This is a genomic window from Enterococcus gallinarum (genome assembly GCF_021496385.1).
Taxonomy (GTDB): domain Bacteria; phylum Bacillota; class Bacilli; order Lactobacillales; family Enterococcaceae; genus Enterococcus_D; species Enterococcus_D gallinarum.
On sequence record NZ_CP050816.1, the window covers coordinates 1,396,135 to 1,416,775 of the forward strand.

The 20,641-nt window shown below is 39.0% G+C and carries 30 protein-coding genes and 1 pseudogene; 25 read left to right on the forward strand and 6 right to left on the reverse strand.

Annotated elements, in window-relative coordinates; translation table 11 throughout:
• The first annotated feature begins 59 nt into the window (after positions 1-59).
• The 14 genes and pseudogenes from eutA to HED61_RS06765 all read left to right on the forward strand — a co-directional run bounded on the left by eutA (position 60) and on the right by HED61_RS06765 (position 12,165).
• Entirely contained in the window at positions 60-1,484 is a 1,425-nt protein-coding gene (gene eutA, locus HED61_RS06700) for an ethanolamine ammonia-lyase reactivating factor EutA (protein ID WP_002345861.1), read from the forward strand.
• Positions 1,485-1,501: 17 nt separating this feature from the next.
• Positions 1,502-2,866 carry an ethanolamine ammonia-lyase subunit EutB gene (locus HED61_RS06705; RefSeq protein ID WP_002345860.1) on the forward strand — a complete coding sequence of 455 codons (1,365 nt, stop codon included), beginning with the start codon at positions 1,502-1,504 and terminating at the stop codon, positions 2,864-2,866.
• Positions 2,867-2,883: 17 nt separating this feature from the next.
• Positions 2,884-3,786, forward strand: a complete 903-nt coding sequence (gene eutC, locus HED61_RS06710) for an ethanolamine ammonia-lyase subunit EutC (protein WP_077454595.1) — start codon at positions 2,884-2,886, stop codon at positions 3,784-3,786.
• A 12-nt stretch (positions 3,787-3,798) separates the two neighbouring features.
• Complete coding sequence (eutL, locus tag HED61_RS06715; protein WP_002345858.1) at positions 3,799-4,452, forward strand: ethanolamine utilization microcompartment protein EutL; 654 nt, start codon at positions 3,799-3,801, stop codon at positions 4,450-4,452.
• 13 nt (positions 4,453-4,465) lie between these two features.
• Positions 4,466-4,771, forward strand: a pseudogene (locus HED61_RS06720) (BMC domain-containing protein); the annotation flags it as partial.
• 410 nt (positions 4,772-5,181) lie between these two features.
• Positions 5,182-6,654 carry an acetaldehyde dehydrogenase (acetylating) gene (locus HED61_RS06725; protein ID WP_081131279.1) on the forward strand — a complete coding sequence of 491 codons (1,473 nt, stop codon included), beginning with the start codon at positions 5,182-5,184 and terminating at the stop codon, positions 6,652-6,654.
• A gap of 153 nt (positions 6,655-6,807) precedes the next feature.
• The gene (gene eutM, locus HED61_RS06730) at positions 6,808-7,095 is read left to right on the forward strand and encodes an ethanolamine utilization microcompartment protein EutM (protein ID WP_002345855.1); all 288 of its coding nucleotides are present in this window, start codon (positions 6,808-6,810) and stop codon (positions 7,093-7,095) included.
• Between the two features lie 68 nt (positions 7,096-7,163).
• Entirely contained in the window at positions 7,164-7,727 is a 564-nt protein-coding gene (locus tag HED61_RS06735) for a hypothetical protein (protein ID WP_002345854.1), read from the forward strand.
• A 3-nt stretch (positions 7,728-7,730) separates the two neighbouring features.
• A complete protein-coding gene (eutD, locus tag HED61_RS06740; protein WP_025478888.1) occupies positions 7,731-8,363 on the forward strand; it encodes an ethanolamine utilization phosphate acetyltransferase EutD in 633 nt (210 codons plus the stop codon).
• A 14-nt stretch (positions 8,364-8,377) separates the two neighbouring features.
• A complete protein-coding gene (locus tag HED61_RS06745; protein WP_103301292.1) occupies positions 8,378-8,998 on the forward strand; it encodes an ethanolamine utilization protein in 621 nt (206 codons plus the stop codon).
• Positions 8,989-9,252 carry a EutN/CcmL family microcompartment protein gene (locus HED61_RS06750; protein WP_002345851.1) on the forward strand — a complete coding sequence of 88 codons (264 nt, stop codon included), beginning with the start codon at positions 8,989-8,991 and terminating at the stop codon, positions 9,250-9,252. The genes HED61_RS06745 and HED61_RS06750 overlap by 10 nt, the downstream gene beginning before the upstream one ends.
• A 13-nt stretch (positions 9,253-9,265) precedes the next feature.
• Complete coding sequence (eutH, locus tag HED61_RS06755; RefSeq protein WP_021149532.1) at positions 9,266-10,366, forward strand: ethanolamine utilization protein EutH; 1,101 nt, start codon at positions 9,266-9,268, stop codon at positions 10,364-10,366.
• Positions 10,367-10,378: 12 nt separating this feature from the next.
• Entirely contained in the window at positions 10,379-10,822 is a 444-nt protein-coding gene (locus HED61_RS06760) for a cupin domain-containing protein (protein WP_003127755.1), read from the forward strand.
• A 1,091-nt stretch (positions 10,823-11,913) separates the two neighbouring features.
• Positions 11,914-12,165 carry a hypothetical protein gene (locus HED61_RS06765; RefSeq protein WP_005471992.1) on the forward strand — a complete coding sequence of 84 codons (252 nt, stop codon included), beginning with the start codon at positions 11,914-11,916 and terminating at the stop codon, positions 12,163-12,165.
• 377 nt (positions 12,166-12,542) lie between these two features.
• Here HED61_RS06765 and HED61_RS06770 read toward each other — a convergent pair whose 3' ends face one another.
• The 5 genes from HED61_RS06770 to HED61_RS06790 form a co-directional block, all read right to left on the reverse strand.
• Entirely contained in the window at positions 12,543-13,679 is a 1,137-nt protein-coding gene (locus HED61_RS06770; RefSeq protein WP_234981419.1) for a tyrosine-type recombinase/integrase, read from the reverse strand.
• Positions 13,680-13,783: 104 nt separating this feature from the next.
• A complete protein-coding gene (locus HED61_RS06775) occupies positions 13,784-14,089 on the reverse strand; it encodes a hypothetical protein (protein WP_219645607.1) in 306 nt (101 codons plus the stop codon).
• Positions 14,090-14,119: 30 nt separating this feature from the next.
• Positions 14,120-14,758 carry a hypothetical protein gene (locus tag HED61_RS06780; RefSeq protein WP_219645606.1) on the reverse strand — a complete coding sequence of 213 codons (639 nt, stop codon included), beginning with the start codon at positions 14,756-14,758 and terminating at the stop codon, positions 14,120-14,122.
• A gap of 92 nt (positions 14,759-14,850) precedes the next feature.
• A complete protein-coding gene (locus tag HED61_RS06785; RefSeq protein ID WP_034704933.1) occupies positions 14,851-15,255 on the reverse strand; it encodes an ImmA/IrrE family metallo-endopeptidase in 405 nt (134 codons plus the stop codon).
• A gap of 17 nt (positions 15,256-15,272) precedes the next feature.
• Complete coding sequence (locus HED61_RS06790; RefSeq protein ID WP_003127760.1) at positions 15,273-15,584, reverse strand: helix-turn-helix domain-containing protein; 312 nt, start codon at positions 15,582-15,584, stop codon at positions 15,273-15,275.
• Between the two features lie 290 nt (positions 15,585-15,874).
• On the opposite strand from HED61_RS06790, the gene HED61_RS06795 reads away from it, so the two are divergent.
• From HED61_RS06795 to HED61_RS06815, 5 genes are read left to right on the forward strand one after another with little or no spacing between them, the layout of a single operon-like run.
• Positions 15,875-16,066: a hypothetical protein gene (locus HED61_RS06795; RefSeq protein WP_003127762.1), complete on the forward strand. Its 192-nt coding sequence runs from the start codon at positions 15,875-15,877 to the stop codon at positions 16,064-16,066.
• Positions 16,067-16,076: 10 nt separating this feature from the next.
• On the forward strand, positions 16,077-16,316 hold the full coding sequence (locus HED61_RS06800; RefSeq protein WP_219645605.1) for a DNA-binding protein: 240 nt from the start codon (positions 16,077-16,079) through the stop codon (positions 16,314-16,316).
• 37 nt (positions 16,317-16,353) lie between these two features.
• A complete protein-coding gene (locus tag HED61_RS06805; RefSeq protein WP_234981420.1) occupies positions 16,354-17,259 on the forward strand; it encodes a hypothetical protein in 906 nt (301 codons plus the stop codon).
• Positions 17,244-17,759, forward strand: coding sequence for an ORF6C domain-containing protein (locus tag HED61_RS06810; RefSeq protein ID WP_219645650.1), 516 nt, complete (start codon positions 17,244-17,246; stop codon positions 17,757-17,759). The genes HED61_RS06805 and HED61_RS06810 overlap by 16 nt, the downstream gene beginning before the upstream one ends.
• Entirely contained in the window at positions 17,759-17,947 is a 189-nt protein-coding gene (locus HED61_RS06815; RefSeq protein WP_219645649.1) for a hypothetical protein, read from the forward strand. The genes HED61_RS06810 and HED61_RS06815 overlap by 1 nt, the downstream gene beginning before the upstream one ends.
• Positions 17,948-18,064: 117 nt before the next feature.
• Here the strand turns inward: HED61_RS06815 and HED61_RS06820 are convergent, their stop codons facing one another.
• Positions 18,065-18,502 carry a hypothetical protein gene (locus tag HED61_RS06820; protein WP_234981421.1) on the reverse strand — a complete coding sequence of 146 codons (438 nt, stop codon included), beginning with the start codon at positions 18,500-18,502 and terminating at the stop codon, positions 18,065-18,067.
• 48 nt (positions 18,503-18,550) lie between these two features.
• Between HED61_RS06820 and HED61_RS06825 the strand changes: the two genes are divergently transcribed.
• From HED61_RS06825 to HED61_RS06845, 6 genes are all read left to right on the forward strand, one after another.
• On the forward strand, positions 18,551-18,982 hold the full coding sequence (locus tag HED61_RS06825; RefSeq protein WP_156233179.1) for a hypothetical protein: 432 nt from the start codon (positions 18,551-18,553) through the stop codon (positions 18,980-18,982).
• Entirely contained in the window at positions 18,979-19,101 is a 123-nt protein-coding gene (locus HED61_RS16910; RefSeq protein WP_258015211.1) for a hypothetical protein, read from the forward strand. The genes HED61_RS06825 and HED61_RS16910 overlap by 4 nt, the downstream gene beginning before the upstream one ends.
• On the forward strand, positions 19,098-19,235 hold the full coding sequence (locus tag HED61_RS06830) for a hypothetical protein (RefSeq protein ID WP_219645647.1): 138 nt from the start codon (positions 19,098-19,100) through the stop codon (positions 19,233-19,235). Before HED61_RS16910 ends, HED61_RS06830 begins: the two co-directional genes overlap by 4 nt.
• Before the next feature lie 123 nt (positions 19,236-19,358).
• On the forward strand, positions 19,359-19,574 hold the full coding sequence (locus HED61_RS06835) for a hypothetical protein (RefSeq protein ID WP_219645646.1): 216 nt from the start codon (positions 19,359-19,361) through the stop codon (positions 19,572-19,574).
• 54 nt (positions 19,575-19,628) lie between these two features.
• Positions 19,629-19,964: a hypothetical protein gene (locus tag HED61_RS06840; protein ID WP_219645645.1), complete on the forward strand. Its 336-nt coding sequence runs from the start codon at positions 19,629-19,631 to the stop codon at positions 19,962-19,964.
• Positions 19,961-20,641 carry an ERF family protein gene (locus HED61_RS06845; RefSeq protein WP_074934672.1) on the forward strand — a complete coding sequence of 227 codons (681 nt, stop codon included), beginning with the start codon at positions 19,961-19,963 and terminating at the stop codon, positions 20,639-20,641. The genes HED61_RS06840 and HED61_RS06845 overlap by 4 nt, the downstream gene beginning before the upstream one ends.

Here is a 20,641-nt window from a genome sequence, read left to right on the forward strand (position 1 = left end):
AGAAAGAAATTTTCTACGAATTCTTTAGGCGCTTTTTTGTATGCAAAAGGAGGGAAAACATGTCTAAGGAGACACTCTTGACGGTTGGGATCGATTTAGGGACATCCACAACGCAACTCGTATTGTCGGAATTGACGGTTGAAAACTTTGCTTCGGCTTTTACAGTTCCCCGAATCTCCATCTCCAATAAAAAAGTCATTTATCGGAGTGATATCATCTTTACACCTTTATTGAATCAGACAGAGATTGATGCAGAACCGATCAATGAATTTGTCGCGGAACAGTATCGTAAAGCTGGGATTAAAAAGCAAGATATCCAGATGGGTGCCGTCATCATCACCGGTGAAACAGCCAGAAAGGCCAATGCGAATAAAGTTTTAGACGCATTAAGCGGGTATGCTGGGGATTTTGTCGTCGCAACGGCAGGCCCAGACCTAGAAAGCATTATTGCTGGAAAAGGAGCAGGAGCCCAAACGTTTTCGGAGAGCAAACGAAAACCAGTCGTTAATTTGGATATCGGTGGTGGAACGACCAATTTAGCTGTTTTTAAAGATGGCGAGGTCATAGACACGGCTTGCTTTGATATTGGTGGTCGGTTGATCAAAGTCGATAAACAGCAGCGAGTCACTTATCTCGCACCAAAAATCCAAGAAATAATTAGGAAAAAAGAGCTTTCTCTTACCATTGGGGATCAGGTGACGGAAGCAACTCTCAAGCCGATTCTTTTAGAACTTATTCATGTCTTGGAAAACAGTGTGGGTTTAGGAGAAAAAAGTCCTTTCTTTGATTTATTAGTGACCAACCATCCCCTCAAAAGGAATGAAGAAATCCCGCTTGTCACATTTTCCGGTGGGGTGGCGGACTGCTTTGTTGCCGAAGAAAAGGAGCCATTCAAATTCGGGGACATCGGCTTGCTATTAGGAAAATATCTCCGCCAGTCGCTGATTTTTTCGGAAAAAGAAGTGCTTCAAAGCAATGAAACGATTCGTGCAACTGTGGTTGGCGCAGGCTCCCATACGGCTGAAATCAGTGGCAGTACGATTGCTTATCGCGAACAGATTTTACCTATAAAAAATATCCCCATTTTGAAATTAGCCAAAGAAGATGAAGAATTGGCGGCTTCCGAATTGAGTGAGCGGATTCGAGAAAAGCTCAATTGGCATACAACAGAAGGGACACCCCAAGTGGCTTTGGCCATCAGAGGGGATAAAAATCCGACTTTTGACGACATTCAGCGATATGGAAAAGGAATCGTGGCAGGTTTGGACAGTCTAGTGAAAGAAGCCATTCCTATCATTGTTATGGTGGACGAAGATATGGCTAAAGCTTTGGGCCATGCGCTAAGTGCCAATTTACCTCCAGAATATCCTTTCATCTGTATCGATTCTGTCAAGGTGGAAAATGGCGACTATGCGGATATCGGCCTACCAGTTGCAGAAGGTGCAGTCCTGCCTGTGATTGTTAAGACATTAGTATTTAATTAAAAAGGAGCGACACGGATATGATTTTAAAAACCAAATTATTTGGCAACGTATACCAATTTACGTCAGTGAAAGAAGTATTAGCCAAAGCAAATGAAGAAAAGTCAGGTGACAAACTAGCTGGCGTTGCAGCAAATTCTGCAGAAGAGCGGGTGGCGGCAAAAGTTGTTCTAGCTGAGCTGACATTAAATGATTTGTTCAATCATCCTGTTGTCGATTATGACGAAGATGAAGTGACACGGATTATTATCGATCAAGTCAATATGCGAATTTTTGAGAGTATCAAACATTGGACAGTAGCTGAACTAAGGGAGTTTATCTTGTCTTCAGAAACGACTGATTTCGATATCAAACGTATTTCTCGCGGCTTGACTTCAGAAATGGTTGCTGCTGTATGTAAGCTAATGTCGAATATGGATTTAATCGTCGGTGCCAAAAAAATTCACATCGAAAAAACTGCGAACACGACCATTGGCCGCCCGGGAACATTCTCCAATCGGTTACAGCCGAATCATCCAACAGATAATGTAGATGGCATTATGGCTTCTGTCATGGAAGGACTTTCTTATGGAGCAGGTGATGCTTTGATTGGCTTGAATCCGGTAGATGATTCCACAGAAAGTGTCAAACGAATTCTAAATAAATTTGAAGAATTTCGGAGTGAATGGGAAATCCCAACACAAACCTGTGTTTTAGCTCATGTGACCACACAAATGGAAGCCATTCGGCAAGGGGCACCTACAGGGCTAGTCTTCCAGTCCATTGCTGGTTCTGAAAAAGGGAATACCGCATTTGGCTTAAATGCCGCTATCTTGGAAGAAGCACAAGATTTGGCATTACACAGTGGGCAAGCGGCTGGACCGAATGTAATGTATTTTGAAACTGGACAAGGTTCTGAACTTTCTTCTGAAGCCAACTTTGGTGCTGATCAAGTAACGATGGAAGCACGTTGTTATGGACTAGCGAAAAAATTTGACCCTTACATCGTTAATACAGTAGTTGGTTTCATCGGACCTGAATATTTATATGATTCAAAACAAGTAATTCGCGCTGGGTTAGAAGATCACTTTATGGGGAAATTGACTGGAATATCAATGGGATGTGATGTATGTTACACCAACCACATGAAAGCGGATCAAAATGACATGGAAAATCTGGCTATGTTGCTGGCAACAGCAGGATGTACCTATATTATGGGGATCCCTCATGGCGATGATGTCATGTTGAATTATCAAACAACAGGCTTCCATGAAACTGCTACGATCCGTGAGACGTTAGGGCTACGACCAATTAAGGAATTTGAAGAGTGGATGGAAAAGATGGGCTTTATGGAGAATGGCAAGCTGACCAGTTGCGCTGGAGATGCATCTGTTTTTATTAAATAAACGAGGTGAGTACACGAATGAATGAAAAAGAATTAAAAGAAATGATCGTTGGCATTTTGTCCGAAATGGTGGACGACCATGTAGCGCCTGCAACTGTTCTTACAGAAGAAAAACCAGCAACTCAAGTGACAGAAACTGCTGAAATAGAAACAGGGATGATACCTGATATCACAGAAGTTGATTTACGGAAACAATTATTGCTAAAAGGAGCAAAAGATCCAGAAGGATTATTGAAAATGAAAGCTTACACACCAGCGAGATTAGGGGTTGGGCGTACAGGCACCCGCTACTTGACACCTTCTACACTGCGTTTTCGTGCGGATCATGCAGCAGCACAAGATGCTGTCTTTTCAGATGTCAGTGAAGAGTTAGTGAAAGAAATGGGCTTTATTGCTACAAAAACGATTTGTACGAGCAAAGATGAATACCTTACGCGACCAGACTACGGACGACAATTCGATGAAGAAAACTGTGAGATCATTCGCAAAAATACAACACCGAAAGCAAAAGTGCAAATGGTTGTTGGCGATGGCTTGAGTTCAGCTGCAATCGAGGCCAATGTCAAAGAAGTTTTGCCTGCCATCAAACAAGGATTGAAAATGTATGGATTAGATTTTGATCAAGTTCTCTTTGTAAAATATTGTCGCGTTCCAGCAATGGATAAAATTGGTGAAATCACAGATGCAGATGTTGTTTGTCTATTAGTAGGAGAACGTCCAGGATTGGTAACGGCAGAGTCGATGAGTGCGTATATTGCATATAAGCCAACTGTCGGTATGCCGGAAGCCCGACGAACAGTGATCTCAAACATTCATCGTGGTGGTACTCCAGCGGTTGAAGCAGGCGCTTATATTGCTGAAGTTATCAAAAAAATGCTCGATAAGAAAAAATCGGGTATTGATTTGAAAGAAGCAGAGTAAAGGAGGAAGGACATGAAAAATGATCGTTTAGGTGCCAACGTATTAAGCATGAAAGTCATTCCCAACGTGGATCCAGCTTTGGCCAAAGAGTTATCGTTAAAGCCAGAACATCGATCCCTAGGAATTGTGACTTCTGATTGTGATGATGTGACATACGTTGCACTGGATGAAGCAACAAAAGCGGCGGATGTCGAAGTCGTTTACGGAAAAAGTATGTATGCTGGAGCCGGAAATGCATCAACGAAGCTTGCCGGTGAAGTGATAGGCATCATTGCGGGACCCAGTCCAGCAGAAATCAATAGTGGATTAAGTGTGATAAACCAAGTCATTGAAGAAGAGGCAAGCTTTTATAGTGCCAATGACGACGATAGTATCGTATATTTTGCACACGTTGTTTCTAGAACTGGTAGTTTTCTTTCTGAACAAGCTAATATCCCAGAAGGCGAAGCAATTGCTTACCTTATTGCACCACCATTAGAAGCGATGGTTGCTTTAGATGCTGCCATGAAGGCTGCAGATGTGCAAATGGGCGTCTTTTATGGCCCACCTTCTGAAACAAATTTTGGTGGGGCATTGTTGACAGGAAGTCAATCTGCCTGTAAAGCTGCTTGTAGTGCATTTGAACAGGCAGTACAGAATATTGCCGATAATCCATTGGGTTATTAAGGATGTGTAGCAGATGAAAGCATTAGGTATGGTCGAGGTACGGGGCTTCTTAGGTGCCATCAGTGTGGCAGATGCAGCCGTTAAAGCAGCTGATGTCACATTATTAAAAGCGGAAATTATTCATGGTGGATTAACAACCGTCGAAGTTATTGGTGATGTGGCAGCCGTCAATGCAGCAGTAGAAGTGGGTGTTGAAGTAGCTAAGGAGCTGAATTGCTTGATAGCACACCACGTCATTTCTCGAGTGGATGCCCAAACAGAGATCATTTTGTCTGATTTAGAGCCAAAAAAAGAATCGCAATCAGAAGTAAAGACAGAACCAAAGACAGAACCAAAGACAGAACCAAAGACAGAACCAAAGACAGAACCAAAGACAGAACCAAAGACAGAACCAAAGACAGAATCACAAACAGACCCAATATCAGATCTACAAACACAAACAGAATCTAAAGTGACACTGCCAAACACTGAATCAGAATCAAGAGTGATGCCAGAGCCTAAAGATAATTCTGACGCAGTGCCATCAGTGCTAGAAACCAAAGCATCAGACAAAGTACCTGTTGTCGATGCCGCTCAATTAAAAGAACTACAACGTAAACGAGTAGTGGATTTACGCAAGCAAGCATACAAAATGAATTTGAGCACATTAAAGAAAAGTGAAATCAAATTAGCAAATAAAGAATCGTTGATCCAAGCAATTATGGCAGAAATAGAAAGAAGTGAAGACGAGTGGAATTAGTAGATAAAGATTTACGTTCCATCCAAGAAACAAGAAATTTGATCAGAAAAGCCAAGGAAGCGCAGCAAGAGCTAGCAACATTCTCACAAACACAAATCGACGCAATCGTAAAAGCTGTGTCTGAGGCCACCTTTGCCCAACGAGAAAAACTAGCAAAAATGGCCCATGAGGAAACTGGTTTTGGTATTTATGAGGACAAGATCATCAAAAATGCCTTTGCTTCAAAGGTTGTTTATGACGAGCTGAAAGATAAAGCGACTGTGGGCGTGATTCATGATGATGCGGCTAAAAAGGTCACAGAAATCGCTGTACCAGTAGGTGTGATTGCTGGACTTATTCCTTCGACCAATCCTACGTCAACAGTCATTTATAAAGCGCTGATTTCCTTAAAAGCAGCAAATAGCATTGTGTTTTCCCCCCATCCCAATGCACTAAAATCGATTGTTGCCACTGTTGAGATCATTCAACAAGCAGCAACAGCGGCAGGTGCCCCTGAAGGCTGTGTCTCGGTCATTCAAACACCTACAATGCAAGCAACAAGTGAATTGATGAAAAATAGCGATACGAACTTAATCTTGGCAACTGGCGGCAATGCAATGGTCAAAGCTGCGTATTCCTCTGGAACACCCGCAATCGGAGTGGGGCCTGGGAATGGTCCAGCCTATATTGAACGGAGTGCTAATATTCCTCATGCAGTTAAGCAAATCATGGACTCTAAGACATTTGATAATGGAACCATTTGTGCTTCTGAACAATCCATTATTGTAGAAAATGTCAATCGTGAAGCGGTCAAAGAAGAATTGATCAAGCAAGGGGCTTATTTCTTGAGTACAGACGAAGCGGATAAGTTAGCTAAATTTATCTTACGACCAAATGGAACAATGAATCCGCAAATCGTCGGTCGCTCGGTTCAACATATCGCATCCCTAGTTGGTCTGGCTATACCGCAAGATCGTCGCTTGATTGTGGCTGAAGAAACCCATGTTGGATTGAAGTATCCATTTTCAAGAGAAAAATTGGCACCAATCATCGCTTTTTATACAGTGGAGAATTGGGAAGCTGCTTGTACTTTATCGATTGAGATCCTCAAAGGTGAAGGTGCAGGCCACACAATGGGCATCCACACTGAAAATAAGGAAGTCATTCGAGCATTTGGTGCCAAAAAGCCAGTATCGCGATTGCTTGTCAATACATCTGGAACACTTGGTGGTATTGGCGCATCAACGAATTTAGTTCCAGCACTGACTCTCGGCTGCGGCGCTGTTGGAGGAAGTTCAACTTCAGACAATATTGGTGTTGAAAATTTATTCAACTTACGTAGAGTTGCTTATGGCGTTCGTGATCTAGAGGATATTCGTCGAGAATTTAGTCAGACAACGATCACACCAAACACAGCTATCACGGATAACAAAGAGGAGCTGATCAATACGATCATCGCTCAAGTAATGGATCGGCTTAAATAAGCCATCTCAACAAGCACAAAGAAGCTACAAAAGAAATTACAAAAGAAACTGCAAACAAAATAACTTTAGGATTTAAAGTTTAAGACTGAAATCCATTTGAGGATCGTCTTGAATTTTTAAAAATAAAAACAAACATTTTAGGAGGAAAATATAATGTCAAGTACAAACGCTTTAGGAATGATCGAAACTCGTGGTTTAGTAGGTGCGGTAGAAGCAGCAGATGCAATGGTTAAAGCGGCAAACGTCACATTGATTGGGAAAGAACAAGTTGGTGGCGGATTAGTTACTGTCATGGTTCGTGGAGATGTCGGTGCTGTCAAAGCAGCAACAGATGCTGGCGCTGCCGCTGCTGAACGAGTAGGAGAATTGTTATCTGTTCACGTGATCCCTCGTCCACATACGGAAGTAGATGCTATTTTACCACATGCTGTAACTGAATGATCATCTTAAATGTTTGGGACAGAAGTGAGTATGGCTTCTGTCCTAAACATTAAGTGAGGAGGGGTGTTATGACAGTCATTACCGAAGATGAACTTCGCAAAAAGGTACTTAGTAAAGAGTTATATGAGGGAATGGATCTCATTATTCCTTCAGGAAGTTTGCTGACACCAGCTGCAAAAAGTTATTTGCGCGAGCATCATATCACTAGCGTAACGACAAGTACTCAGAAAAGAGCCGATAGTTGTCCTATTCGGACCTCCTCGATCAAAACAAAGTCACTATCACGAAAGATAGAATATGAAATCCAGCACTTGAAGCATCTTCTTTATTTTCCTATGTTGAGAGATGACACGTTTCCTGCAGAACTATGGCTGTACTTTGAGAAACAACAAGCTTGGTTGGAGAATATCATTCAAGGAAAATTCTCGGTGATTGAACAAGCGATTGATCAAGAGCAAGTAGTGATAGAGAGCAGTCAGCGAAGACAATGGGATTATTCTTCAAAGGAAATCCAACTTCAATTGAACAAAATCCTATTCTTGTTCGAAGAAAAGCCTGATAGGCGCTATCAGTATTTCCAAGAATGGGCGGATGCGTTGATCCAAACAATGACTGTAGTAAAACTGAACTAGGAGATGAACACATTGGATTCAATCAATGAAATTGTTGAAGAAGTTATCAAACGAATTCAACTGCAAAATCACACATTTGAAGTAGAAGCTTCTGGACGTCACGTCCATTTGTCTCGTCGAGAAATCGATCATTTATTTGGATCAGGGTATCAGTTAACGAAAGTAAAAGATTTGTCACAACCTGGTCAATATGTATGTAAAGAACGAATCACTGTTGCAGGACCAAAAGGACTGTTCCAAAATGTCGTGATTTTAGGTCCTGAACGTAAGGAAGCACAAGTCGAAGTGTCAATGACAGATACCCGAATTTTAGGTATTAACGCGCCAGTTAGAGAAAGTGGAAAGATTGAAGGAACACCAGGGGTGACATTGATGAATGGCGCAACGACTGTTTCATTAGATCGCGGATTGATCGTGGCAAAACGACACATCCATATGACACCAGAAGATGCCCTAGCAAACAATGTGACTAACGGACAAATCGTCCAAGTAAAAGTACTGGGCACGCGACCATTGATTTTTGATGATGTAGTGATACGTGTCAGTCCTCATTTCGCGACGTATATGCATATTGATTATGATGAAGCAAACGCTTGTGGTTTATCAAAAGGTGTTCATGGTTACATCATTAAGTAAGAGGAGGTTGGACAATGAAAGTTTCTGAAATAGAAGAACTGGTTCAACAAATTACTGATCGTATCTGTCAGCAACTCCCAAAGCCTACCCTTGCTCTTGCTTTTTCGCAAGAGAAAAAAGAGATTCCTGCCGAATTATATACCCAGTTTCCCACTGTTCAGTGGAGAACCGGTGAAGATCAAGAGTCGGCTGGAATGATTGTGAAACAACTAACGATTTCTCAAATGTCCAGTATTGCTTTACTGCAAGAAAACGATCTATTGACCCGAAGAATACTTTCATTTTTGTTACAAGGAAAACCGATTCTTGTTTTAGAAACTTTGCCAGCAATTCCGAAAGAAACACCGCTTAAATATCAAGTGAAAAAGACAATTCAAGAATATCGAGACAAATGTCAGCAGTTTGGTCTGACATTCTATCGCTCCCCGCAAGACTATGCTGATTTTTGGAAATCCTGTCAGAAAAAATCAGTGCCTAAGGCATTGCCTAAGCGGACCTTCATCACCGAAAAACAATTGAAAAAAATGCTAGAATACCGCATTCCTCCAATAAAGAATGCGCAATTGACACCATTAGCACAAGATTATGCGCGCACTCAAAAGTTGCTTATAAAGGGGGAAAAAGCATGCTTTTAGGAAAAGTTACCGGCAGTTTGTGGTCTACAAGAAAAGACGAGAAATTAAACGGGTGGAAATTTATGATGGTAGACATTTTGAATCAAGAAGAACAAAAACAAGGCTTTATTATTGCAGCGGATAATGCTGGCGCAGGAATTGGCGATAAAGTATTGATCAGTCAAGGCAATGCTGCTCGAATTTCTGCTGAAAATCCAGAAGTACCTATTGACGCAATGATCGTTGGCGTCATCGATGCTGCAGAGGAAGAATAAGGAGGTTGAATCTATGAGCATTAATGAAATTATTATGTATATTATGGTTCTTTTTATGATCATTGGAGGCATTGATAAATGCATCGGGAATAAATTAGGACTCGGAAAACAATTTGAAGAAGGTATCATGGCGATGGGGTCTTTAGCGTTATCAATGGTGGGGATCATCACGTTAGCCCCGGTCTTGGCGAATCTTTTAAGTCCTATCGTTGTTCCCGTCTATGAATTGCTGGGTGCTGATCCGGCAATGTTCGCGACAACACTACTAGCAAATGATATGGGGGGATTTGCTCTGGCACAGCAATTAGCAAATGATCCTCAAGCAGGGTTATTTGCTGGAGCAATCCTTGGGGCTATGATGGGACCAACAATTGTTTTCACCATTCCTGTTGCGTTGGGGATTATTCAAAAAGAAGATCAACAGTTTTTAGCCACAGGGGTGTTAAGTGGAATTATTACCATTCCTTTCGGGTTATTGGCCGGTGGTTTAACCGCAGGAATGCCAATGTCTATGATCCTTCCTAACTTGCTACCTATTATTATCGTTGCTGCATTGATCATCGTGGGATTATGGTTGGCACCAAACGGTATGATCAAAGGATTCCAGATTTTTGGTCAAGGTGTTGTCATCGTTGCGATTATCGGTTTGATTGTCGGAGCGATTCAGTTACTTGTGGGAATTACAGTCATTCCTGACATTGCACCTGTTACAGAAGGAATCGAAGTCGTAGGGAGCATCGCATTGACTTTAGCTGGGGCATTTTGTTTGGTTGCTGTGATTACGAAAGTGTTTAACAAACCATTAATGAAATTAGGGAAAGTTTTAGGGATGAATGAAGTGGCTGCTGCCGGTATGGTGGCAACATTAGCAAATAATATCCCAATGTTCCAAATGTTGAAAGATATGGATAACAGAGGAAAAATCATCAACATTGCTTTCGCTGTTTCTGCATCTTTTGTTTTAGGCGATCACCTAGGCTTTACGGCTGGGGTAGCAAAAGAAATGATTTTTCCTATGATCATCGGTAAATTAGTCGGTGGGATAACTGCTATTTTTGTAGCGATTTTTATGGCTAATCGTATGTTAGGGAAACCAGAAATAGAAACAAAATAATGAGGTGAAAATATGACAGAGTTTAATCGTAAAATGATCGAAACTTTGGTTCGTCAAATCGTAACTGAACAATTGATGCCAACAAAACAAGTGGATCCTAGCGGTGTTGCATCGATCAAGCTACCAGAGATCACTGTTTCTGAAGAAGATCGTCTGGATACGGGGAACCCCAATGATATTGTTTATACAAAGGATTTGTTCTCACTCGAAGAGAGTCCTCGTCTAGGTTGTGGATTGATGGTAATGAAAGAAACAACATTTGACTGGACGCTCGATTATGATGAAATCGACTATGTTATTTCTGGCAAATTAGATATTATTATTGATGGACGGAAAGTCTCTGCCAGTGCAGGTGAGCTCATTTTAATTCCTAAAAATAGCAAAATACAGTTTTCAGTCGCAGAAGAAGCCCGCTTTGTTTATGTCACTTTCCCGGCAGATTGGCAGAATCAATAAATTTGTTGAAAATAAGACACTATATATTTTCTTAAGTTGATACGCTACATCAGGTGTTCCTTTTATTTATAGGGATGCCTTTTTTTAAAAAGACCCTTTAGTTAATTAATATACGTTTGGAAGAAAAGATGTTTTTTACAAAGCATACGTGCCGATCTGTAGGATAAAAACGAAGTTCTATGTAAGTAGACAGGACAAAACAAAAAACAATTGAATGAGCAACTCGTATCTATTGTTCGAAATAGTTGCAAAAATGGTTTATTTCAAATATCTTTAAGGAGCAACATGCATTAATCATAGAAGAGTATTAGGACAAAAGGCTTGGGGAAGACTTTTTGTAGACACCTAATACTCTTCGTTTTTGTATTTTATCATGATATCAGCTAGTTTGTATTAAATGGACGAAATTTCGTCCACCATGTTTTGATAGGATCCTCCCATGGTGAATTCTGGCGTGATCGTACAACTCAATGGTTGTTTTGTTCAGGCTGATACGTATCTTCGATCAGTGTGTGGTCAAGCTTTTCAGTCTAAATTCAATTGCTTCATCGTAATCATTTATGACAAGAGCAATATTTTGTTTCACGATTACTCTTCCTTTATAGCGATGCAAGTATCATTCTGAGCTAAAGCCAATTATTCGCCACAATAGCGGACTAAGGGAAATCTAAAAAATTATCACTAAATAAGCCAAATAATTTTATTTAACGAGGGATGTCAGCCTTAAAATAATAGTGAAATCACTAAAAATCGGTGGGATATAGTTAAAAATAAAATGGAGAAAAACTTGCCTGCTTTACGCTCGATCTCATATCTTCGATCATTTCTATCAGTTAAAACTCGGTTAGAAATCGAGCCCAAAATAGTCCGTTAGTAATTTTAAGTAAAAAAGCAAATAGTAATAAGAAAAGGGTTCCCCTAATAAAAGATACGATCACTCCCTCACAATCTGATGAGTAAGAGCAAATGCTTGCTCTGAAAAGTTTGTTTTATCGCTATCTGTACTATTAACCTTTAGTGAATCATTTAACTTGAAAATATTTAAGGATGATCGTAAGATAGTTTTATCAAATATATAAGGAGTGTTATCTATGGCAAACTATGAAGAAAAAGAATCAAAAGCATTGTTAAAAATCGGAGAAGTTTTGGACAAGTTAGATTCTAATTTAGCAGAATTGGATTCTCTAGAAGCAGATGCTAAAAAACATAGTATGAAGAAGTGGATTGTTGAGAAAAAAGCGATTCATGAAATCAAGAAGATCGCACACGAAGCAGGTAAATACGAAACGTATGATGAGAAAGAATTACAAAAAGAGTTGGACGAAGTAGAAAAATATATGTAAGGAAGAGACGTTTTCTTTTCGTTTTTTTCTCTTATTTTAGTTAAAATAAATTTCCAGCACACTAAGGATAAATTTGCTTGATCAAAGGGAAGCCCGCTTGCTTGTTTTGTGAGTAAGGAGGCTTCTTTGCTTATACAAGCGACTAAAAGAATGCATCTGTCGCGATGCTGGTCGGCTTGACTGTTAACTGATAATCTCAGAGAAGGCAGGTTAAAAATAAAAAAGAAGCAAGATAAACCTCATAGAAACAAGGTTCATCTCACTTTGGAAAAACTACAAAAATCTTCTCGATTTTAGTCTATGGAGATGGCGGGAGTCGGTAAAATGCTGATATTATAATGCCTTCAGCTTTTTGACTACCAAATTGACTACCAAAATTAAAAATCCACATAAGTATTGAATCTATTTGCCAACTGTTCTTTTGCAGTTTTTGAAACGTGAGTATACACATCCATCGTGGTTTGAATATCTGAATGACCTAACCTCGATTGAACATCTTTGATAGATGCCCCGGCTTCAAATAGGAGAGAAGCGTGGGTGTGACGAAAACCATGTATTGAGATCTGTTTGAAATCTTCGGGTAATTTTTTCATTGTGACCAAGTACCATTTTCTGGGTTTGGCTGGCGAAAGAATTCCGCCGTCTTCACTTTGAAAGATTAAACCATCCGGAGATTCCTTTTTGAACTCTTTAAATATAGCGATCGTTTTGTCATCTAATGAAATCCTACGAATAGAAGAAGGAGTTTTTGGAGTCTGGATATAAAGGCCGCTAGCACTCCTTGATACAGCTTTATTAATGTTGAGTGTTTGATTTTTGAAATCAATGTCAGTCCATTTTAGCGCTAGTGATTCACCTTTGCGTATTCCGGTGAAAGCCAAGAGACGAAAGTAAACATATGCTCTAAAATTGCTATCACTTTCTAAAGCAGACATAAATTGTTTTAACTCTTCTTTATCATAGAAGTTTAAATCCTTATCCTCGGTTACTTCTTTTTTTCTAACAGGTTTCTTTATTACCTTAGTTGGATTCATGTTGATCAGCTGCATACGAATGGCGTAGTCGAAAACTAGACCAGCATAATTCATGACCATGCTTGCTCGAACCAATTTTTTATGCCAAATATTCATTTGGGTTTGTACATCCATAGGCTTTATTTCTAGAATATTTTTTTCACCAAATGCTGGAAGTATATGATTCTTAAAAACTCTTTCGGTCTTTAATAGAGTTGAGGCTTTAACTGTCGATCTATACTCCTCATACCATAAGTCATATATTTCTTCATACGTTTGAATCTCGGGTTCCTCAGCAACCTCTTGTTTTTGCATACCATTTACTTCTAAATCAGCTATTGCTAAACGAGCTTCTCTTGTTGTCTTAAAACCACGCCTTGTTGTGCGAATTGGCTTTCCTGTATCTGGGTCTGTCCCTAGGTACAGTTTAAACATATAAGCTTTTTCGCCATTTTTTTTGATGTACTCTTTTATTCGGATATCTTGCTCTTTCCTAGCCAATTGCTTCAACTCCTAGAATTTGTTACAATAGGCGTGACCTAATAAGCCTATTGTTTATTTTGTTATCACGCTCTCTGTCCGCCAAGATTGAGGAGCGTGTTTTTTTATAGCATTGAAAATATCAACCAAATACAAAACAAACCCAATGGTATCAAAAAAATAAAACACCCTATTTGCTGAATGACATTACCTGTTTTTTCGATACTTTCTCCAGACTTTTCCATTCTTTCACCAAATCTGTGCAACTTAGAGTTAGCCAAATGTGATTCGTAGTCATAAAAAATTTTATGCACATCATCTGGATTGAAATTGATAGCACAGTTAGGACATTGTGTTGTATTAAACGTAAGGTAGAAATTTTTAGAACAATTTTCACACTTTATTTTTAGTCTTTTGTTTTTGATATCCATGAATTCACCCTCCGGTTACTGTTTTGCATATTAATGGGTTACTTCTAAATCAAAAGTAGCGACTTGGGAACTTGGCACGAAATCAATTTCAAACTTATTAAAATCATTTCCACTAACTGGTAATTCCCAAAATAGTTGTGTGGTTGAAGTTCTTCCTATTGGAACGGCATCCTGACCGTTTTGTTGGTTAACCTGAATTAATGCTTTTCCGTCCTTATCATAAGCTTGGAAGTAATTTGAATACGGCAAGAACGGTTCTTCAATAGCTACATTTGTGTACTCTATTTTAACTGCCACCATCTTTGATGTGTCGTAATCATCTAAATTTATCATATGCTCTGGAAAAGCGGATTGATTTGTCGTGGCTTCGATTATTTTTATTTTTGCGTTTTCTTGAGATCCATCTCCTAAAGAAAGTTCTTCGCCTAATCTGTAAACCTCATATGAAGAAACAGATGATTTAGATTCATTTGAAGACTGGTTACTTGATGAAGAAGAATCGGTAAGCAACTGTTCTTTTAAAATTTCATTTTCAGAGCGCAAACTATCAATGGTTGTTTGTAAATCATTGTTATTAGCATCTGTCTCTCCGCCACCGTCACCACCTTGACCACTGCACCCAGAAAGAAATAATACACTAAACAGCAACCCGTAAACTACTTTTTTCATTTCTTTTCCTCATTTCTTTGATATAATAATTTTGTAATCACTCAGAAATGAGTTTCCCTTATCGAAGCTGTAACTTCGGTAGGGGAATTTTTTTATCCATAGTTTAGCATGCTTTCTCGAACGCAACTTTCAAGATTCCATGGTATGTTGTAATACTCCATAAATTTAACAGCATTCAATTGCTCTTTGTCAAAGTCGTATTCATTTGACCAAATAAATAAAAGTATTTCTATAGCAATCCGATTTGCTTCAAATTCTAATTTACGCCTGCTGTAATCTGTTGCGTTGTAATAAGCAGAAAGTTCTTCATGCTTTTTAATGCAATGACCTAGTTCGTGGGATATTTCAAAATCTGAATTATTCTCAAGTAATTTATCACTTAAAAAAATCACTTTTTCATCCGCAAAATAAATACCGCTTCGATCCATATCCGTAAAGATCAGATCCAAACCCATATCATTTACTATTTTTAGCAAATGATGATTAACCTCGCACATATACACATCACATCGCTTTACTTTTTCTCTGCAGCTCTTTTGGCAGCTAGAACTGATTTCAAGAACTCCACTTCTTCATCTGTTACTGGTTCTCCATCAAATGCGAAGACCCCATATTTTTCCGCAAGAGAACTTTGCTCTTCACGACCCAGAAGGTAATCTACACTTACATTGAAGTAATCAGCTACCGCTTCTAGTCTATCCGATTTAGGACTAGACTTTTTCCACTGGTAAAAAAGATTTTCACTGAAACCAAGGTCAGTAGCAACCTTTGAAACACTTACGCCTCTTTTATCAGCAAGAAATTTAATTCTGTCAAATACAGTCATATCAATGGTTCCCCTTTGTTCGAGGAATAAAATTATAGTTTTCTATAGAAATTTGTTGACATATTCTATAGTTTGCTATAATATAAACCTCGTAAGATAAATGGCAAGAAAAAAAGATACAGAAATCTAACCTAATAATTCCAACGTTTGGCGACGTAATCGAAATAAAAAGGTTTTTGTAAGCTTATTTAACTATGCTTTCATTCTATAGTTTTCTATAGAAAAGTCAATAGGTTAATGTAAATTTCTTGCCGATTATCTTACAGAATATATGAAAAGGAGGTAATGATATGCCGAGTATAGCAACCGGGAGGCAAAAAGTATTGGAATACATTGAAGAAAATAATATTTCTATGGCTGATCTAGCTGTCGCATATGGAGTGAAAAGACAGGATATGCACTCTTACTTGACTGGGAAATTAGAGAATGTAAAAGGCAACCAGTTGATTCTTAGGATTATTGCTGATTATCGAATCAGATAGGAGGGAGACCATGCCGGATATTGATGAAAAAACCATTCAACTTATTTTGAAAAAGTACGTTCCTAAGCGATACCTGAATCAGCGTGAGGCTTGTATCTACGCTGGGACAAGTCCAAAGACTATGAATGCATGGATTAAGCGAGGATTGAAACAAATCGTATTTGATGATGAGAGTAACCCCAAATATGATGTTCGAGATATCGATGCTTTCATGGAAGAACACAAAATTGGGATCGGGAAGCACCACTGACTGATAAGGAAATTATACCAAAGAAAGGAGAATGACATTGAATGAAGTTTCAACAAATTTTGACTATTCAATAGTAGATGATACCACTGCTCAATTTTTAAAAGTAAAAGAACAAGAGCTACAGTCAATCGTTCTAAACAGTTCCATCCAGTTAGGAGAAACCCTTATCGAAGCGCAGGATAAGCTTGCCAAGTATGGAGAAGGAACTTTCGTAAAGTGGTTCGAATCAATCGGTTTGAAAAGGCAAAGTGTATACAACTATATCAATCAATGTAAGTTTTTCCATCAAATGGAAAAAGTCGAACAAATCGAAATGTTCCAAGAGCTACCAACCACACTCAAAACAGAAATATCCAAACCGTCAGCTAAACCAGAAGCGGTAGAAATGGTGCTATCAGGTGATATAAAAACCACCAAAGAATATCGAGAGCTTGAGAAACAGCTAAAATCAAAGGATGAGCAAATTAAACTACAAGCACAGATGATTGATGATCTGAATGAGCAAGAAACGGAAGTAGTTGAAAAAGAAGTCATTGTCGAAAAGGTTCCAGACGACTATCAGCAGCTTAAGCAATCTACGAAGATTGTTGATGAAATCACCAGAGAAAATCAAGCGCTTAAGGCTGAACAGGAAGCTTTGAAACAACGTATAGCAGATTCCGAAAAAGCATTGCAAGAAAAAGCGAAGGTTGAAAATGATGAACTAGAACAAGCGCAATTAAAACGTTTGAAACGAGATGCTGATATCAGCGTTCATAAACTCATTATCAATATGAATCAATTTGTTAAAGAACAAGCGGTAACGGTATACGATTCGCAAGCAATCGCTGGTGCGAACGATGAGACAAAGCAAAAACTCACGGATTCAATTTCCAGAGTTGAAAAACTATTAAAACAAATCAAACAAGAAATCGGAGGAGAAGTAGCATGGGTAATCAATTAACTAAAAACAACACGATCGCATTGATCCACACATTGGAAACACAAGGCAAACAAAGTGAAGCGCTGGTAAGTTTGTTGCGTGAAATGGGAAATGTCAAAGAAGAAATGATTGAGCTGAAAGACGAAGTAAAAGAGCACGTCAGTGAAAGCCGCTCATTATATGAAAAAATGTCTGAGCAAGTCACTATCACCTATGAAGAGCAAAAGGAATTGCGTTCAATTGTCAGCAAACTTGCCATTAGCTTAACCGAAGAACATCAAAAGCGCCAAGGTAAAACATACAGCGGCAATCTATTTAAAGCTTGGAAAGGGATGTTCATGAGCCGCATCCACTCTAAGCTTAAGAAACGCATGAACGTTGTCCGTTACACATCAATTAAACGAGTTGATTACGACGAAGCTTTAGCTTATTTAAATGTACTAACCTACGAACACTTTAGTCTGGCAGATTTGCAAGCAACGCCTGCAGTATTGAACGTTTTGGAATTGGAGGAGAAATAATGGAATTTGAGAACGTCAAAGATGCGCTAAAAAGTGCAATGGAGTATGCCGAATCATCGAATTTACAAGTAGACGGAAAGCCAGCAACTTACGAGGACTTTCAAGAGCTGATGAAAGAGCATATCTATGCTATTGCAGATTTGTCGGGTATTGATGAAGTGGCCGATCGCAACTGGAGTATTGGATGAAAAATAACCCCACGCGGAAGGAGGGGCTAGGGTGGAACAAATACTATGCTTGATAGTCTATTCTGTAGCTTTCATTTGTAATGCGCTAATGAAAAAACTATTTCCCGAAAATTCTTTTTATAAGTGGTACGCTCTCGGATTTGCATTGGTTTCACTATTTTCATAGCTTTTTATAATTGAACGCGTGATAGGAAGGATTCTTAACGTGAAGAATTCAACCGTAACTTCATCGTTTGAACTTTTATAAATATCATAGAATTCAACAAAGGTTTCATAATCTTTCTTAGGAACATAGTTCAGGCAACTGAAATAATACTTGCCGAATCTTTTCTGATTGTTCGCTTGAGGATATTCCATAACTTCTCCAAAAGATTGAACAAAGTTATCAAACATTCTTTTAACATATAGATCGTTTTGCTCGTATTTCTTTTGTTTAAACTTTATTTCATTGACTTTTAGATCGTGTTTGTTACTTAGATAAGTCGTAATCATCGGAGATATCAGTGAAATAACGGCAACAATAAGCGCGAAGGTAACAGTTGAATCCAATTGCATTAATAACACCACCAGTTTTTAAACAATTATACCAAAGGAGCAAACACATTGAAAAATAAACTAGCAAAAACAACAGCAATCATCGGACTAGCACTAGGCAGCGGAGTTATCGGCTACGCAGCAAGCAACGCATTTCAGGACTTGGACACAATCAAGGCAAACTTCAACACAGTGCTGCAATACGGCCAAACCAAATCACAACGTGTGTCAGAACTCGAATCACAGCTATCCAACAACACTCGCACACAGGAGCAGCTGAAGGCAGAAATTGAGCAAATCAAATCGGACAAGCAGAAGGAAATTGAAGCCAAGCAGCGAGAGATCGAACAAAAGCAACAGGAGATCGCTACAAAGCAACAGGAAGCCGATAGCTTGCGCCAACAACTGAACACAGTGCAAAACGACAAGGAGCAGTTAGAACAGCGTGTGAGCGAGTTACGGCAGTATACGGATCAAAAAGTAGGGGAGTTGGGGAAATGATTAAAAGAATCACTATATCAGTTGAGGAAGATAGTGGGTCAACAATGCAGCATACCGTCTCAACAAAAGAAGAAGCACTCGCTTTGATCGATCGATACTTTAAGGAGGAGTCAGCATGAATAAAAAATGGTTAGCCAGTCTAAATAGAAACTACTTTTACAAAGCACGCCAACTCCAAGCAATTTCATATTTGAGCATTTGGTTAAACATTGTACTTTTGTTAACTCTGATTTGGATCATGGGGGTTAAATAGTATGACCAGAGCTGAAGCACTCCGTATCGGAAAAATCATTGCTGACCGCCGGTAAAAGTATAACAAGCCGTTGATTCAGTCAAGGCAGAATATTGAACGGATGAAGAAACGGAGGGGGATTGCATGAGTGAAATCTTACGTGTATCGGACAAAGTGCAAAGAAACGAATCGCAGCTTTCACTTCATGACATACACGGAGAGTTAGTGTTGATAGCACAAAATAAACAGGACAAAGAAACCGTGGCTATCTATCTTGACGACAGACAAATATTTAGACTCATCCAACATCTAACTAAATACCTTATGCATACAAAAAAAGACTCCGGCCGCCAAGCATAGAGTCTTACGAAAAATATTTACCTAAGTTTACCACAAATCGAGAGGAGTGGGAAGATGTCAGATTATATCGCAACAAATTACGACAGCCTGATGCAAGACGAAAGCAGTCATGTGATGCCTAATATCCATTCTTTAGACGACAACGAGGAAGAAGTAGACCTGTCAGCACATTGGAATGAGGACGATAACGGAACGATTGTTCATGAATCGGATTGGATGTTTATAGGTTATCGAGAAAACAAAAATGGCACGCTTGCTAAATATGTCGTACAGCAAGAGAATTTCTTACTTATAGTTGATGAATATGGACCAAAATCACTGAGGATGGACACGATGAAAATTATCAGTGGTAAAGATTGGCTGAAGCAAAGACAGGAGGAGTTTAAGTGAGCGAAACTACCTTAGTTGAGAAGTTGATCCAACTACGAAAAAAAGTTCCTTATATCAAGAAAGAACAAAAGCAATATATCAAATTTTCAGTGGTAAGTTCTGAAACAGTATTGACAGAGTTCAATACTCATATGAACGAACTGAATATTTATCTCAAAACAGAAGTAGTAAATAAAACTATTGAAAGACAAAAGATAGGTGTAAACGAGAAAACTAAGAAAGATATATTTAGCTATCTTGTAACGCTCGATATGAAGTATACGTGGATCAATGGTGACAATCCATCTGAAAGAGAAGAGGTAACATTCTCGGCAATTGCTGATGATGAAAATTCTTCGTATGCATACGGACAAGCTTTAACATATGCAGAAAAAACGTTCTTTATGAAAGAGTTTAATATTCCTGCGGATGACGTGGATCCTGATGTGTTTCAAAAAGAAATTCTAAAACGTATTCCAGCAAGCCCTGAACAAATCGAAGCCATACACATTCAGTTAGGAAAGCTAGAAGAATTAACAGAGCAACCGAAACTTGCGTTCTTAGAACAAGCAAAAATGACAAACGGTGTAAATGCGAAGAAAGCTCCTGAAGAGTTCACCGGATATGATTTTGGGTTAGTGATGAACACCTTAACCGGATGGGTTAATGGATATGAAAAGAAAAAAAGTAAGAAGTGA